The following is a 16,392-nucleotide window of genomic DNA, read 5'->3' on the forward strand; positions in this document are numbered from 1 at the left end:
ACCCGTGTTGCGTGTTGCGTGTTCCGTAGTTCTCCCCTCTCCCCTGGTGGGATAGGGGTCAGGGGTGAGGGCCACTTTCAGTCGATGCGGTGTTAGGCGCCCGAGAGGCGCAGGGTGGCGCCGAGGAGGACGTTGACGCCGGCCTCGATATCCTCCGGGGTCGAGTACTCCTTCTCGGCGTGGCTCAGCCCGCCCTGGCTACGCACGAAGATCATCCCCGCCGGGCTCACGTCGGCCACGTACTTGGCATCGTGCCCGGCGCCCGACCAGAGCCGCTTGTTCGGCAGCCCGAGCGCGTCGATCGCCTCCTGCACCGCCTGCACTACCTCCGGCGCGAAGGGAGTCGCCTCGCTGGTCCAGAAGCGGTCGACCGTCGCCTCCACCTTGCCGGCCTCGGCGATCTCGGCCACCTGCTGGCGGAAGCGCTCGACCATCGCCTCCAGCGTCGCCGGGTCCGGATGCCGCAGGTCGACGCTGAAGACCACCCGGCCGGGGATGGTGTTGATGGTGTTCGGTTCGACTCGCACCCGGCCAACGGTGCCGACGGCCACGTCATCCTGCCCCCGGGCGAGTCGGTCGACGGCGTCGATGATGCGCGCAGCGGCCACCAGCGGGTCGCGGCGCAGGCGCATCGGCGACGGCCCGGCATGGTCGGACTGGCCGGTGACCGTCACCTCCATCCAGGTGATACCGACGATCCCCTCGACCGCACCGACGGGCACGCCCGCGTCCTCCAACACCGGTCCTTGCTCGATGTGGAGTTCCAGATAGGCCGCAGCGCGACCGGGGCGATTGGCCTCCTCGCCCAGGTAGCCGATGCGGCGCAGTTCGTCCTCGAAGCGCAGCCCGTCCGCGTCCTTACGGTCGTAGGCGTACTCGCGGGTGAAGCGTCCCGTGACCACGCCGGAGGCGAGCATGGCCGGCTCGAAACGGACGCCTTCCTCGTTGGTCCAGTTGATGACCTCGATCGGGTGACGGGTGACGATGCCGTGGTCGTTGAGCGTGCGCACCACCTCGAGAGCGCCAAGCACACCCAGCACCCCGTCGAAGCGGCCGCCCAGGCGCACACTGTCGCAGTGCGAACCGAGCTGGACGGGTGGGAGATCCTCACGCCCGTTGCGGCGGCCGACCATGTTGCCCAGGTCGTCGACGCGCACGCTCAACCCGGCCTCGGTCATCCACTGCCGGAGCAACTCACGCCCGGCACGATCCTCATCGCTCAGAGCCAGTCGCGTCACGCCACCACCCGGCGTCGCGCCGATCTCGGCCATGCGCTGCAAGCTCGCGTGCAGCCGATCACCCTGGATGCGGATATCACTCCAGTCCATCCGATCCCTCCCGCTCTCAGCGCGGCCGCTACTCCGGCCGCTCCGCCGACTCCGAGGCTGCTCCCTCGGGCCGCGCCTCACCATGACCCTTGGCGCCGTCGGCGCCGTTCGGCGTGATCATCGACCCGGCGACGATCTCGGCGATGTCCAGCACCTTGAACGACTCCTCGGCACCGACCCCGTGAATGCCGTCCTCGAACATTGTCATGCAGAAGGGGCAGGCCGCCGCCAGCAGCTCGGCCCCGGTGTCCATCGCCTCCCGCACGCGCGCCTGGTTGATGCGCGTGCCGCGCGTCTCCTCCATGAAGAGCCGGCCACCGCCCCCGCCGCAGCAGAAGGACGTGTTGCGGTTGCGCCGCATCTCGCGCAGCTCCAGCCCGGGCAGCGCGGCCAGGGCCTCGCGCGGGGCGTCGTACTCGCCGTTGTAGCGACCCAGGTAGCAGGGATCGTGGTAGGTGACCGCGCCGCGGGCCAGCGCCGAGTTCGGGTCGAGCGTGATCCGCCCCTCGGCGATGAGCTGGTTGATGAGCTGGCTGTGGTGGATCACCTCGTAGTTCCCACCGATCTGCGGAAACTCGTTCTTGATCGCGTTGAAGCAGTGCGGGCAGGCCGTCACCACCTTCTTGACGTTGTAGGTGTTGAGCGTCTCGACCGCCTGCATCGCCATCATCTGGGCCAGGTACTCGTTGCCGATGCGCCGCGCCGGGTCGCCGGTGCAGCTCTCCTCCTTGCCCAGGATGGCGAACTTGATCCCCGCCGCCTGGAGGATGCGCGCCAGGGCGACCGTCGTCCGCTGGTTGCGCGAGTCGAAGGAGCCGAGGCAGCCGACCCAGAAGAGGATCTCGACCTCCTCACCACGTGCCGCCACCTCGGCCATCTCCAGCACCGGCTGGTCGAGCCGTTTGGTCCAGGCGGCGCGCTGGTTGGGCGGGAACTGGTACGGGCTGCCGAGCCGCTCCAGGTTGGTGAAGACCGAAGTGACCTCTTCCGGGAACTCCCCCTGCTCCAGCACCAGGTGGCGGCGCATGCCGACGATGAGCGGCACGTGCTCGATGTAGACCGGACACTGCGCCATGCAGGCGCCGCAGGTGGTGCAGTCCCACAGCTCCGCCGGCGAGACGACGTCCGGGATCAGCGCCCGATCCGGCCCGGCGCCCCAGCGGTAGCGCGCGCTGTTCTCCCCCTGGCCCAGCTCGCCGGAGAAGATCCCACCCCGGTCGGCCATGTATCCGGCCAGCTCCAGCACGACGTCGCGCGGGCGCAGTGGCTTGCCGGTGTTGAAGGTGGGGCAGTACTCCAGGCAGCGGCCGCAGTGCATGCAGGCATCGACGTTGAGCAGTTGCGCCCAGGTGAAGTCCTCCAGCTTGCCGGCACCGAAGACCTCGGCCTCCTCGATGTTCTCAATCGGATCTAGCGCCCCGACCGGCTTGAGACGGCGGAAGAGGACGTTGGCGAAGCTGGTGAAGGGGTGGATCATCTTGCTGTAGGCGACATACGACAGGAAGACGAAGTTGGTCAGGAAGTGGATGTACCAGTTCGCCACGTGGACGGCGCGCAGCCAGCTCTCCGGCAGGGCGCTGAGGGTCAGCGCCATCGGGTAGGAGACGAACGACCAGGGGCCCCAGGGATCCTCGGTGACCGCCATGCGCAGCGCCTGGACGGCGAACCCCTGGACGCCGAGCACGACGAGGAAGGCGAGGATCACCACGTCGTCGCCGGTCGTCTCCAGCGTCGCCAGGCGTAGCACGTAGCGCCGGTAGAGCGCGGCCAGCGACCCGAGGATCAGCAGCAGCCCGGCCAGATTCATTACGGCCTTGTAGGCGAGGTAGAAGTCGCCCCGGTAGAAGCTCACCCCGAAGAGCGGCACGGTGACGTCGGCCTCGATCATGACGATGACGGTGCCGATGAAGAGGGTGACGAAGCCGACGAAGATCGCCAGGTGCATCAGCCCGCCGAAGCGGTTGCGGCGGCGCACGATCCGGCCGTGGAGGACGGTCATCAGGATCGCATGCCAGAGGCGGCGGCCGAGCTGGTCGAAGCGGTTCTCCGCCTGCCCCTGGCGCCACATGCGCACCCGCCGCGCCAGCCCGTAGGCCAGGAAGACGAAGGGGATCGCCATCAGCGTGTAGAGGAGGATCGGCCCCAGCGCGGTGATGTTCCACAGGATCTCGCGGGTCGGGATCATGCAGCCTCCTCTCCCGCCTCAGCGGGGGAGCCCGGCATGACCGGGCGCGCGGCACGCCGGATCGCACGCACCGCCAGCACGAAGCACCCGACCGACGCGATGAGCATCAGCAGCGCGATCAGCCCGCCCAGCAGCGCCATGCCGGCACGCCCCTCGCCCATCGCCGCCGGAAGCGCGACCAGCGCCGAGGCAAACGCCACCACGACCGGCGCCACCGACACCAGCGCGGCGATCATGCCGAGCGCCACGCGCCGATCCCGCAGCCAGCTCAGCCACTCCACACGCCGCGGCTGATCCAACCCGGCGAGGATCCCAAGCCCGATCCCGCCCAGGCTGATGAGCCCGGCACCGAAGACGCGCACCTCATGGACCCCACCCAGCTCGCTGAGGAGGATCAGCGCGATGCCGAGCAACACCGCGGCAGCCGAGGCGATCCGATAGCGTCCTCTCTGCATGGCGTCGTCCTTCGTCCTGCGTGGAGGCGGCCCTCACCCCCGGTCCCTCTCCCAATCCTGGGAGAGGGGAGTATCTCGTCGTCGTGTTCCCCCTCTCCCAACGTTGGGAGAGGGGTCAGGGGGTGAGGGCCATGCGTCACCACTACCGCCCCGCCAGCCGCTCGGTCAGCTTGGGCACGATGGTCAGCACATCGCCCACCACCCCGAGATCGGCAATCTCGAAGATGGCCGCGTCCGGATCCTGGTTGATCGCGATGACGTGCTTGCTCCCCTTCATCCCCGCCAGGTGCTGGATCGCCCCGGAGATACCACAGGCAATGTAGAGGTTCGGCTTGACCGTCTTGCCCGTCTGCCCAATCTGATAGCTGTAGGGCACCCAACCGGCATCCACCACCGCACGGCTGGCCCCCACGGCCCCGCCGAGCTGCCGGGCCAGCTCCTCCAGCAAGCGGAAGTTCTCCGCCTTGCCCAGCCCACGGCCGCCGGCCACGATCACTTCGGCCTCTTCCAGGTTCGGCCCCTCGGCCACCTGCGGCACCGTCTCGACCACTCTCACCCGGCACGACGCCGGGTCCAGCGCCGTCGCCACCGGCCGCACCTCGGCCTGCCCGCCCACCGGCTCGACCGGGTACGCCTTCGGCCGCACCTGCACCAGGTACGGCGCCGACCCCTCCAGGGTCACGCTCGCTTGATACGCACCGGCGTAGGGGACCGTCGCCGTCAGCCGCTCGCCCTCGAAGCGCACGCTGGTCGCGTTGGCGATCACCCCGGCCCCCAGCCGCCCGGCCAGACGCGCGAGCACATCGCGCGCGGTGAAGGTGCTGGGGAAGAGGAGCAGGTCGGGCGCCTCGGCCGCGATCAGCGCCGCCAGCGCTGCCACCTGCGGCTCAACGGCGTACTGCGTGTAGATGGCGTCGTCCCCATGGTAGACCACGGCCGCGCCATGCGCCCCCAGCGTGGCGATGACCTCCGCGCCGGCCGGTGCCAGCAGCACCGCGGCGGCCTCCCCCAACCCGCGTGCCGCGGTCAACAACTCGAGCGAGGGGCGCTGCGGGGCGCCATCCGTCAGCTCGGTCCAGACCCAGACCCGTCGTGTGGCCATCACGCCCTCCTACACCACCTGAATGCGCTCGAGGAACGCCACGATCGCCTCGACGCTGCTGCCCGCGCCGTCGTCGGTCACCATCTGCCCCTGCTTTTCCTCGCGGACCTCCTCGACCGCCAGGACACGCTCGGCAGCGCCCGCGGCGCCGACAGTCCCGGCCTCCAGCCCCAAGGCGGCCAGGTCCCGCTCGTCAATCGGCTTGCGCTTGGCGGCCATGACGCCCTTGAAGGAGGGGTAGCGCGGCTCGGCGATGCTGGCGGTGACGGTGAGCAGCGCCGGGAGCTGCGCCTGCAGCACCTGCGTGGCGCCCTCGATGTCGCGATGTACGGTGATCGTCTGACCCTCGACCGCGACCTGCCGGGCGAAGGTGAGCTGGGGTAGATCCAGAAACTCCGCGAGCATGCCGGGCACCATCCCGGTGTAAGCATCGGTGGCCTCGATGGCGCAGATCACCAAATCCGGCTGCTCGTCCCGGATCACCGCGGCCAGGGCGCGGGCCGTGGCTCGGGCATCCGACCCGGCCAGCGCCTCGTCGGTGATGAGGATGGCGCGGTCAGCCCCCATCGCCATGGCGCGCCGCAGCGCATCGGCTGCAGTTGGCGGGCCCATACTGATCACCACGACCTCACCGCCGTGCTCCTCCACCAGGCGCAGCGCCGTCTCGACCCCGTACTCATCGGCCGGGTCGAGGATCGACTGATCCGGGTTGCGCACCAGGCGGTGGGTGGCCGGATCCACCTGCATCGGCAGGTTCGGGTCCGGCACCTGCTTGACCGTCACACAGATCTTCATAGCTTTCGGCGGGTCCTTCCATATCTACCCGTACCCCCGCACCACGGGCGGTGGCCCAGGAGCTCACCAGCATGCCGCATCCGTGGGGGCCATAGTATGAAAGTGGACCGCGTGTTTCAACCGGGTCCCCTTGGGCAGTCAGGAAGCGGGCTAGCTCGCACGACCCAGCCCCCGGCCTCGATCAGGTACACTACGAGGGCTGCAGCGGCAGCGCGTTGGGTCCGCGTGTGGGGACAAGACGGGAGACGATGAAGACAGCACTGATCACCGGCATCACCGGGCAGGACGGGTCCTACCTCGCCGAGTTCCTCCTCGAAAAGGGCTATCGCGTCGTCGGCATGCAGCGGCGCACCAGCACCGAAACCGTCGGGCGCATCGCCCACTTGATGGACAAGATCGAGCTGGTCCAGGGCGACCTGCTCGACCAGCTCTCGCTGATCGACCTGATCCAGCGCTACCAGCCGGACGAGGTGTACAACCTGGCCGCGCAGTCGTTCGTGCCGACCTCCTGGCAGCAGCCGGTCCTGACCGGCGAGTTCACCGCTCTCGGCGTTACCCGGATGCTGGAGGCGATCCGGCTGGTGAAGCCCGATGCTCGCTTCTACCAGGCTAGCTCGTCGGAGATGTTCGGCAAGGTCCGCGAGGTGCCGCAGCGCGAGACGACCCCGTTCTACCCTCGCTCCCCCTATGGCGTGAGCAAGGTCTACGGGCACTGGATCACCGTGAACTACCGCGAGAGCTATAACCTCTTCGCCTGTTCAGGGATCCTCTTCAACCACGAGAGCCCCCGCCGCGGCCTGGAGTTCGTCACTCGCAAGGTGACCCACGGCGTCGCGCGGATCAAGCTGGGGCTCGCCAAGGAGCTGCGCCTGGGCAACCTTGACGCCCAGCGCGACTGGGGGTACGCGCCCGACTACGTCCGCGCCATGTGGCTCATGCTCCAGCAAGACGAGCCGGACGACTTTGTCGTCGCCACCGGGAAGACCCACACCGTCCGCCGGCTCTGCGAACTCGCCTTCGACGTCGTGGGGCTGAACTGGGAGGACTACGTCGTCGTCGATCCCAAGTTCCTCCGGCCGGCTGAAGTCGACCTCCTGGTCGGCGACGCTACCCGCGCCCGCACCATCCTCGGCTGGGAGCCGACCGTCAGCTTCGAGGAGATGGTGGAGATCATGGTCGACGCCGATCTCCGCATGCTCCGCGGCGACAGCGCCCCCGCCGGGATGATCGGCCCGATGCCCGTCCGCTGAACCGGAGACCGGCCGGCACCCGCCCGCTCCACCTTCGGAGCGCCGGCATCGCGCCCGAACCGGCACAGAGCACACCATACCAGCGCCGAATCACAACAGGCCCCGGCACGATGCCGGGGCCTGCGGGGTGTCATACCAGGTACGGGCGATGACCCATTTCCGTGTCATCCTTCGACACCGCTGGTCGGGCAGGGCCGAAGGATGACATAAGTTCAGGCGTCTCTCCGGAGTCGCAATCACTCCAGCAGCGCGTAGGCCGGGACAGTCAGGAAGTCGGTGAACGACTCGCTCAGGACCAACGAATCCAGGATCTCAGCCGCGTCGGCATAGCGTTGCGTGTCGCGCCCGCCAAGCTTCGCCAGTTCCTCATCCCGGATACGCTCGTAGCGTTCGGCGGTGAACTGCCCGCCACCGGCAGTGCGGGCACCGTGGTGGAGCCACTGCCAGAGCTGCGCTCGCGAGATCTCGGCCGTGGCTGCGTCCTCCATCAGGTTGAAGATCGCCGCGGCGCCAACGCCCTGCAGCCAGGAGTTGATGTACTGTAGCGCCACGCTCACATTGTTGCGGATGCCCTCCTCGGTGATCGTGCCACCCGGCACCTGGAATGCGAGCAGGTCCGCTGCCGTCACCTGCACATCCTCTCGCAGCCGGTCCTTCTGGTGGGGCCGATCGCCGAGAACCCGGTCGAACTCCGCCTGCGCCACCGGCACCAGGTCGGGGTGGGCCACCCAGGTGCCGTCAAACCCGTCGCCCGCCTCGCGCTCCTTGTCCTCCCGCACCTTGGCCAGCGCCACCTCGTTCACCTTCGGGTCGCGCCGGCTCGGGATGAACGCCGCCATGCCGCCAATGGCGTGGGCGCCGCGGCGGTGGCAGGTCCGCACCAGCAACTCGGTGTAGGTACGCATGAACGGCACCGTCATCGTCACCTGCGCCCGATCGGGGAGGATCGCGTCGGGTCGGTCGCGGAACGTCTTGATCACGCTGAAGATGTAGTCCCACCGCCCCGCGTTCAACCCAGATGCGTGCTCGCGGAGTTCGTAGAGGATCTCGTCCATCTCGAACGCGGCCCAGATCGTCTCGACCAGCACCGTCGCCCGGATCGTGCCCTGCGGAATAACGAGTGCGTCCTGCGCCGAGCGAAAGACGTCGTTCCAGAGGCGCGCCTCGAGATGACCCTGCAGCTTCGGCAGGTAGAAGTACGGCCCGCTCCCTCGCGCGATCAATTCGGCTGCGTTGTGGAAGAAGTAGAGGCCGAAATCGAACAGGCTGGCCGACACCGGCTGTCCGTCCACCTCGACATGCCGCTCCACCAGGTGCCAGCCGCGCGGCCGCACCACCAGCGTCGCCGTCTCGTCCCGCAGCTCATAGCGCCGCCCGTCGGGGTTTTCGAACGAAATCGTGCGCCGCACCGCGTCCCGCAGGTTGCGCTGCCCCTCCACGATGTTGGCCCAGGTCGGCGAGTTTGCGTCCTCGAAGTCGGCCATGAAGACCTTGGCGCCGGAGTTGAGCGCGTTGATGATCATCTTGCGGTCGACCGGCCCGGTAATCTCCACCCGCCGGTCGTTCAGGTCGGCCGGCGCAGGGGCGACGGACCACTCCCCCTCGCGCACGTCGCGCGTCTCCGGCAGGAAATCGAGCGTGCCCCCGGCCAGGATCTTCGCCTGTCGCTCCTGCCGCAGGCGCAGCAACTCCTCCCGCCGCGGGTTGAACTCCCTATGCAGCCGCTCGACAAAGGCCAGTGCCTCCGGCGTGAGGATCTCCGCGTACTCGCTCGTCATCGGCCCCACGACACGGATCCCGTTCGCCATCATGAGCCTCCCTCCGACGACGCTGAAACGACACCTCACGATGAGCCGAACACCGGGGGCGGCCGCGCTCCGCGCTCAGTCCATCGCGGTGAAGGTAATGTCCTGGGCGCCCTCCCAGACCACCAGCCGGCCGAGCTCCGGAAGCCGCTCCCGTCCCTCGACGATGGTCAGGAAGTGATTCCCCGCCAGTTGCCCCAGCTTGCTGGCAAAGCAGGTAGGACCGTAGGGTACCAGAATTTCCGTCTCGCTGTAGCCACCGGGGTAGAAGAGAATCTCGCCCGGAGCCGGATAGCTCGTCGCGTTCTCGAACCCGACGCCGAGCTGGAAGTCCCCGAGCGGCACCCAGGCCGACTCACCGCTCCACCGGGCCTGGATCAACTTGCTCTGGAACGGCAGCAGTTCTCGGAAGGCCGCGCACGTCTTCGGCGCGGCCTCCTCCTCCCACTGGGCCACAAACTCTAACGAACCGACCGTGATCCGGACGCGCCCCATCCTTCCATCCCCTCGCATTAACGGATCGGCGCCCGGTGCGCCAGCTCCCGGCTGCCACACCCCTCGCACGATCCAGACATCGACCTCTCAGGTCGCACCATCGTAGAGCCATGTCTGCCACGGGTCAAACGGTGAGGGAGCGACTGGAGTTCGCTCGGAGGTCATGGCTCCGGGGCGGGGCCGTGCACTCACGCACGTCCCACAGGTCGCCGCCTAAGCCATCCAGCAGTGGGGAGTCGGCGGACGTAGGCACCACCACCGCGAGCGCCTCGGTCGCCCGCGTCATCGCGACGTAAGCAGTGCGTCGCCACCGGTCGATGAGTTCCTGCCGCTCCTCAGGAACCTCCACATTCCTAAGCCCTGGCACGGCCCAGGTCATGCTGGTGACGGCAACGATGGGGAACTCTTGGCCCTTCGCGTTGGACCATGTCATGACTGGTACTTCCGACCGCGCGAAGTTGATCGAATCACCGCGCCTGACGAAGCGCGCGTCTAGACCAAGTCGGAGAAGCTCATCAGTAACGATCTCTGCTTCCCGATTGGTCGGAACGAGGACCGCGCAATCTTGTCGCTGAGCTCCAATGGTGTCCATCGCTTCTTCCAGCCACTCCACCAGAGCAGGGTATATGAGCTGAGGACTGCGGACTCGCAGTAGGGCCGGGAGGCGTTCTGTGCGCTGACGCCGGTGGCTCTCGATAAGGGTGCCGTCCGGTACACCGGCGCCACCGTGCTGGAGGTAGGCTGCCGCAGCGCGGTGGATACCCGGAGTTCCACGGTGCCCTCGCCGCAGCGTCCAGCCCTTGACCGATGAGGATAAGGTGGAGAGCACTTGTTGCCAGCGCATTCCACCCCAGTAGATCGACTGACCGGTATCGCCGACCAGCAGAACCCACTCCGGGGACCGGCACAAACTGAGAACCACCTGGAGACTCAAGGGATTCAGGTCCTGCACCTCGTCCACGAGCACAGCATCATACGCCTCGGGGGCCAGCCCCTCGCGCGCTGCCTGGAGTGCCTTCCGCCGTGCCAGTGCCCAGGTAGTTCGGCCTTCTTCAGCGAGCAAGCGATAAAACGTTTCACGGAGGCGCCAAACTGCCGCACGCTGCACCTGGGTCAGCCCGATCCCCCGGCCTTTTCGATCCGCGGTGAGGAACTTCTCCAATGACTCGATCCCCTGGTTCTCGATAATCACCTCGATCTCTTGCAAGAGATAGGCATTGCTCAGCTTAGCCAAGGCGCGGGCCTCCCGGCGCAGTTGCGCCGCCTCGGGCGATAGGAGTTGGGCGAACGCCTCCTGCCGAGCCCGCTCGAACAGCGTGCCCAACCACTCATCATCGGCGATCTGGAGATCGGGCTCTTGACAGCGAGCGAGTTTGATGACCAGTGAGTCGACGGTGCTCACTCTGACCCGGCCAGCATCTGGACCAAGCACGATCCGCAACTGATCCTCGGCCACTTTCGCCAGCGAGCGCGTGTAGGTCACGTAGAGGAGCCTGGGGAAGCGGATGCCACGTGCCCGCGCCGACTCGAGGAATGCCCTCGTCGCATACAGTGCGACCGTCGTCTTGCCGCTACCCGGACCACCGCGCACCACGAACGGTCCAGGACCGTTAGCGATCGCCTGGACGATCTCCTGCTGCTGCGGGTCCAGCCGCAAGCGCCATTGGAGCGGTGCCTGACCACGCTCCCACTCGATGAGGTCAAGTTCGCAGAGATCATCGATGATGTACGCGGGCGCATCGAGCGCAGCGTCCAGGCTCGGTGCGGAGTCATCGATCTCCTCATCTTCTTCATCTTCCGGCCAGAGTGCATCGATGACTGCTTCGATCACCTCCGGCGGCACCGTTGCGCCCAGCAGTTGTCCTTCCGTTCGACACTCGAGCAGGATCGCGCGCTGGTTAGGATCAGTGATCCCGATCCGGTCGAGAAGATCCGGTGTGATCGGGGGGGAGAGAAGGTCATCCGCATCGTCGGCAAGCGCATCATGGGGGCGTTCCGGCAACGGGGGCATATCGCCGGGATGTTGTTCCGGATGCGAGTCACCAGGCTCGGTACCCGACGTGACGTCGACGGCGTGGTGGATCGACTCCGCCCACACCGTATCGGAATGCGGCCCGATCACGCTGGCGAGTAGCAACTCCGAGCCATCGATCAGCCGGTAGGGCGCCTCAGCGTCAACCGGGAGCTCTCCTCGGTACACGTCGCGTCGGTGCCCGACCGTCAGCACCGTGACATCGTACCCTTCCCAGCGGTAGAGAACGCGATACGGATGCACTTTCAAGCGATACACGTCTTGATAGCCTTGATAACGAACCTTGGCCCTGCCGTCGGGCCGCGGATCAAGGCGTAGCTCTTCTATCCGTCGCAAGATGCGCTTCTTGTGATCCGGCGGTAGCTCTGCCAACTCGTAGAGAAACTGGGTTGTCAGCGAGAGAGTAGACGCCACACTCGCCATCGCCCACCTCCCGGGCGATCGGTCCGCGCCGAATTGCGAGCGTATTGCTCACTGCGCAATCGAAGTATCCAATCCCCCTGCGCATGATGTCAATGTAGTTGAATGGGCGTACGTACATGCGTGACAAGATGATAAACTGCGTGGATAAGATACCAATACGTCAGGGTTCCAGTAACGAAAGCCGCGCCTGCCAGGGTCGACAGGCGCGGCTTAAGCCGTTCGACGCGTGCTCAGACCTACGCCGGCGGCAGATCCAAATACACCGTCTTCGTCTGGGTGAAGAACTCCATGGCGGCGCGGCCTTGCTCGCGCGAGTAGGAGCTGGACCCCTTCATGCCGCCGAACGGCACGTGCGGCTCGGCCCCGGCGGTCTCAGAGTTCACATGCACGATGCCCGCCTCGACCGAGCGGATAAAGTGGAACGCCTTGCGGATGTCGCGCGTGATGATCGAGGCGCTCAGCCCGAAGTCGACACCGTTGGCGATCTCGATGGCCTCGTCCAGCGATCGGGCACGGATCACGCCGACCACCGGGCCGAAGATCTCCTCCTGGGCGATGCGCATGGTGGGTTCGACGTCGGCAAAGACCGTGGGCGCAACGAAGAAACCATGCTTGTGCTCAGGCCCGGTCAGCGGCTCACCGCCGGTCAGGAGCTTCGCCCCCTCCTGCTTGCCAATCTCGATGTAGCGCAGCACCGACTCCCGCCGCTCCTCGGAGACCAGCGGACCCATGTACGTCGCCGGGTCGATCCCGGGACCGACCGTGATCGACTTGGCGCGTTCCACCAGCGCCTCGGTGAACTCCTTCAGCAGCGGCTCGGCTACGATCACCCGGCTGGTGGCGGTGCACTTCTGCCCGGTCGAGCGCATGGCGCCGGAGGTGACGATCTCGACCGCCTGCGCCAGGTCGGCGTCCTCGGCGATGACCACCGGGTTCTTCCCGCCCAGTTCGAGCTGCACCTTGGCGCCGCGGGCGCTCGCGATCTGGTACAGGTGCCGACCAACAGCGTTGGAGCCGGTGAAGGTAATCGCGTTCACCTTCGGGTGACGGGCGAGGGCCTCACCGACCACCTGGCCTGGGCCGTGCACCAGGTTGAGCACGCCGGGTGGCAGCCCCGCCTCGGCGAAGACCTCGGTGATCAGGTGGGCCGTGAGCGGTGTCAACTCGGCCGGCTTGAACACCGCCGTGTTGCCGTAAGCCAGGCAGGGGGCCAGCTTCCAGATCGGGATCGCCACCGGGAAGTTCCAGGGGGTAATGACCCCGACGACGCCCACCGGGACCCGCTCAGTGTAGAGGAACGTGTCGGGGTTCGCACTGGCGTAGTTCTCCCCGATTGGCCGCAGCGGCTCCCCGGCGTAGAAGCGGAGGATCTGCACGCCGCGCAGTACCTCGCCCACGCCCTCGCCGATGGTCTTCCCCTCCTCGCGGGTCAGCACCTCGCCGATCTCCTGGGCGCGCCGCTCCAGGATCTCCGCCGCTTTGGTCAGGATGGCGCTGCGCTGGGGACCGGAGGTCCGCCGCCAGCCGGGCAACGCCTCCGCGGCCGCCTCGACGGCCCGCGCGACGTCCTCCTCGCTGGAGCGTGGGAACTCACCCAGCACCTCGCGGGTATCGGCCGGATTCTGGTTCGGCCGGAGTTCCGCCCCGCTGGGCATCACCCACTCACCGCCGATATAATTTCGATAGCGGGTCTCGCTCACCTGCGCGCTCATGCTCGTGTCTCCTTCGCTGCACCGGGGAACGCATCCCGGCCGCTCGCGGCCGGACGTGCCATGCTTGCCTCCGCGCTACCGATAGCATAGGGCACGATGCCGGGCAAGCAGCCTGCCCGGTGCGGTCGCCCGACGCTTCGCGCCCGACCCGCCTGGGGGAGGGGTGGGCTTGAAACCCACCCCATGCGAGCGCGGACAACCTGACAGAACATTCGGCGCGCACACCGGCCAGGCAGGGGAGGGCACCGGGTGGCAACCCCTAGGACCGGAGCTGTGCCGGGTCGAGCTTCGCCACGCGGTCGAAGACCAGCGCACTGGCGACGATGCCGTTCAGGAAGCACTCGACCGTGATGTTCTCGTTCGGCGAGTGGTTGTTCTCGTCGTAGTTCGCGTAGGTGGCCCAGATCACCGGCAGCCCCAGCGTCTCGGCGAAGAGATAGCTCGGGGCGGATGCGCCCAGCACCGGCTTGACCACCGGCTCAACCCCGTAGGCATCCGCGATCGCTGCCACGATGGCCTGCGACACCGGCAACTCCGGCGACGTCTTCTGCGGCGCGGAGCGGGAGAGGAGGCGGACCTCGACGTCAGGGGCATAGCGGCGCACGTGCCGGGCGACCTTGGCGAAGATGTCGTCGGGGTCCTGATCGGCGACCAGCCGCGCCTCCAGGCGTACCACGGCCTCCGACGGCAGCACGCCCTTGACGCCCGGGCCGGTGTAGCCGCACGCCATACCGCTGATCGTCAGGGTCGGCTGGAACATCAACTGCTCGTACCACGACAGGTCGGGCGGACCGGCGAAGGCGCTGATGCCCAGATCCCGCTTCACCTCCTCGGGATCGAACGGAATGCGCTCCAGCAGCTCCCGCTCGTAGGGGGTCGGAGGCACCACGCGGTCATAGAATCCCTCGATCGCCACCCGCTCGTCGGGGAGGCGCATCGTGTGCAGCAGCTCGACCAGCGTCCAGGCCGGGTTGGGCACCGGCCCGCCGAACTCGCCCGAGTGCAGGTCGCGATTGGCCCCGCGGGCGACGAGTTCGATGCCGACCACGCCTCGCACGCCGAAAAAGACCACCGGTCGCCCCGAGGGGTGCATCGGCCCGTCGGCCGCGTAGAACGCGTCCGCGCGGAGCAAGTCGGCATGCTCCCGCAGGAACGCCGGCAAGCTGGGGCTGAGGCTCTCTTCCTCGCCCTCGAAGATGAACTTGAGGTTGACCTTCGGCATCAGCCCCAGGTCCGCGAGGAGCTTGACCGCCAGCACGTGGGTGAGCAACTGGCCTTTGTTGTCGCCCGTGCCCCGGGCGTAGATCCGGCCGTCGCGGATCTCCGGCTCGAACGGCGGTGAGATCCAGGCCTCGTACGGCTCCGGCGGCTGCACATCGTAGTGCCCGTAGACCAGCAGGGTGTTGGTAGCTCCCTCGACCGGATACTCGCCGTAGACCACCGGATGGCCGGCAGTGGGGATCACCCGCGCCGCGATGCCGTGCTCCTCCATAATGTCGCGCAGCACCTCGGCACACTCGGCCACTCCCAGACCCTGGGCGCTGACCGACGGCTGCCGGAGCAGCCGGAAGAGCGTCTCGATCAGTGCCGGCTTGTGCGCCTCGATGCTCGCGCGGACTTGCTCGCTAAGTGACATAACATTCCCTCCGCCTCACCAGTCCCGGTGCGCCGCCCGTTCTCGGCGCCCCCGCCACGGTACCCGGCCATCCCGGCTTCGGCAAGCCGTTGCGTTGGGTTGGACGGCAGCCATAATTCTGTGTAAACGTGTCTGGCTGCCCGTGACGAAAGGAGCGCTTCGTGAGCGGGGCGCCGTACCCCGGCATCGGGCCTACCCGCACCATGTACGCAGCACTGCACGGAGAGCTGGAGCTGCACCCGTGGTGGGATCCGGCCACGGCGTCCGAAGACGCCTACAGCCTGTTCTACAAGCGCTCCAGTGCGATGGGCTGGCTCGAGAATCCCGGCTTCTGGGGCATGAACGACGCCGCGTTCGAACTCGACTCCGAGTCTCAGCCGCCACGCGTCGCCTGGTTCCAAGTTGGGTTGACAGAACCGATCCCCAAGGACCGTCCGTTGCCGGTGCACCCGTTCCTCGTCTGCATTGATGACGTCATTGGGCGCATCGGCACCCTGCGTCTTGAAGCGGTCCGCATCCTGCTGCCCGAATGGAGCTTCTCAGCGCCGTCATCTGGTATCCCGTCAGTGTCGGGCCTCGAGCCCGACTGGTTCGCGGACGGCGACCCGCGGCAGCGCTCAGCGATCCGGGTCACGCTCGACGGCGGCGAGGATCCATCCATCCAAGCGGCGGCGCCCGAGATGCTCCAGCGGATCCAATCGTCCTATCAAGACGTCTACCGCTGCGACTCGTTCTCCCTGGCCGAGGACGACGCCGTGTTGCTGCCCAACACACCCGTCGGCCTGTGGCGCGAGACGGAGCAGCATCTGGTCACGTTCTACGGCACGCTCGCTGAGTGGTCGCTCGACGCCCTCGGCTGGCTAGCCGCCTTCCTGGCCCATATCGCCTTTGTCCACGGCGTTAGCAGACCCCTCATGCTCACGGCAGCCCGCGAAGGGGAATGAAAGGCATCGGAGCAGCCCCGGAGTCCTTGCGGATAAGGAAGGTTATCCGCAATAATGTCCTTCCCCTCATGTCGGGCAGGACCGGTGCGATGTCTGGCGAAAGGATCCCCAGTGCCGCGGCTGGCGCCCGGGGCTGAAGCCGCCGGGCCGACACCCAGGCGAAACGGTGCCGACCATCCCGTTGGTGCCCGGGGGTGAACCCCCGGGCTGACTTGACTAGGGTAAGCCCA

At 67.4% G+C, this 16,392-nt stretch carries 12 protein-coding genes; 2 read left to right on the forward strand and 10 right to left on the reverse strand.

Features of this window, described 5'->3' with window-relative positions:
* Nucleotides 1-92 precede the first annotated feature (92 nt).
* From STHE_RS14510 to STHE_RS14530, 5 genes are all read right to left on the reverse strand, one after another.
* Entirely contained in the window at nt 93-1,328 is a 1,236-nt protein-coding gene (locus tag STHE_RS14510; RefSeq protein ID WP_012873344.1) for a Zn-dependent hydrolase, read from the reverse strand.
* A 28-nt stretch (nt 1,329-1,356) separates the two neighbouring features.
* Nucleotides 1,357-3,513 (reverse strand): heterodisulfide reductase-related iron-sulfur binding cluster, encoded by a 2,157-nt coding sequence (locus STHE_RS14515; RefSeq protein ID WP_012873345.1) that lies wholly within the window; start codon nt 3,511-3,513, stop codon nt 1,357-1,359.
* On the reverse strand, nt 3,510-3,968 hold the full coding sequence (locus STHE_RS14520; protein WP_012873346.1) for a hypothetical protein: 459 nt from the start codon (nt 3,966-3,968) through the stop codon (nt 3,510-3,512). Before STHE_RS14520 ends, STHE_RS14515 begins: the two co-directional genes overlap by 4 nt.
* Before the next feature lie 142 nt (nt 3,969-4,110).
* Complete coding sequence (locus tag STHE_RS14525; RefSeq protein WP_012873347.1) at nt 4,111-5,070, reverse strand: electron transfer flavoprotein subunit alpha/FixB family protein; 960 nt, start codon at nt 5,068-5,070, stop codon at nt 4,111-4,113.
* A gap of 9 nt (nt 5,071-5,079) precedes the next feature.
* On the reverse strand, nt 5,080-5,865 hold the full coding sequence (locus STHE_RS14530) for an electron transfer flavoprotein subunit beta/FixA family protein (RefSeq protein ID WP_012873348.1): 786 nt from the start codon (nt 5,863-5,865) through the stop codon (nt 5,080-5,082).
* Nucleotides 5,866-6,113: 248 nt separating this feature from the next.
* Between STHE_RS14530 and gmd the strand changes: the two genes are divergently transcribed.
* Nucleotides 6,114-7,115 carry a GDP-mannose 4,6-dehydratase gene (gmd, locus tag STHE_RS14535; RefSeq protein WP_012873349.1) on the forward strand — a complete coding sequence of 334 codons (1,002 nt, stop codon included), beginning with the start codon at nt 6,114-6,116 and terminating at the stop codon, nt 7,113-7,115.
* Nucleotides 7,116-7,351: 236 nt separating this feature from the next.
* Here gmd and aceB read toward each other — a convergent pair whose 3' ends face one another.
* The 5 genes from aceB to STHE_RS14560 all read right to left on the reverse strand — a co-directional run bounded on the left by aceB (nt 7,352) and on the right by STHE_RS14560 (nt 15,218).
* Nucleotides 7,352-8,926, reverse strand: coding sequence for a malate synthase A (gene aceB / locus STHE_RS14540; protein WP_012873350.1), 1,575 nt, complete (start codon nt 8,924-8,926; stop codon nt 7,352-7,354).
* A gap of 72 nt (nt 8,927-8,998) precedes the next feature.
* Complete coding sequence (locus tag STHE_RS14545) at nt 8,999-9,415, reverse strand: DUF3830 family protein (RefSeq protein ID WP_012873351.1); 417 nt, start codon at nt 9,413-9,415, stop codon at nt 8,999-9,001.
* 124 nt (nt 9,416-9,539) lie between these two features.
* A complete protein-coding gene (locus tag STHE_RS14550; protein WP_012873352.1) occupies nt 9,540-11,870 on the reverse strand; it encodes a UvrD-helicase domain-containing protein in 2,331 nt (776 codons plus the stop codon).
* A gap of 236 nt (nt 11,871-12,106) precedes the next feature.
* Nucleotides 12,107-13,582, reverse strand: coding sequence for an aldehyde dehydrogenase family protein (locus STHE_RS14555; protein WP_012873353.1), 1,476 nt, complete (start codon nt 13,580-13,582; stop codon nt 12,107-12,109).
* Nucleotides 13,583-13,841: 259 nt separating this feature from the next.
* A complete protein-coding gene (locus STHE_RS14560) occupies nt 13,842-15,218 on the reverse strand; it encodes a M20/M25/M40 family metallo-hydrolase (protein WP_012873354.1) in 1,377 nt (458 codons plus the stop codon).
* A gap of 161 nt (nt 15,219-15,379) precedes the next feature.
* Between STHE_RS14560 and STHE_RS14565 the strand changes: the two genes are divergently transcribed.
* A complete protein-coding gene (locus STHE_RS14565; protein ID WP_012873355.1) occupies nt 15,380-16,162 on the forward strand; it encodes a hypothetical protein in 783 nt (260 codons plus the stop codon).
* Nucleotides 16,163-16,392: the final 230 nt, after the last annotated feature.

Source organism: Sphaerobacter thermophilus DSM 20745 (assembly GCF_000024985.1).
GTDB classification, from domain to species: Bacteria; Chloroflexota; Chloroflexia; order Thermomicrobiales; family Thermomicrobiaceae; genus Sphaerobacter; species Sphaerobacter thermophilus.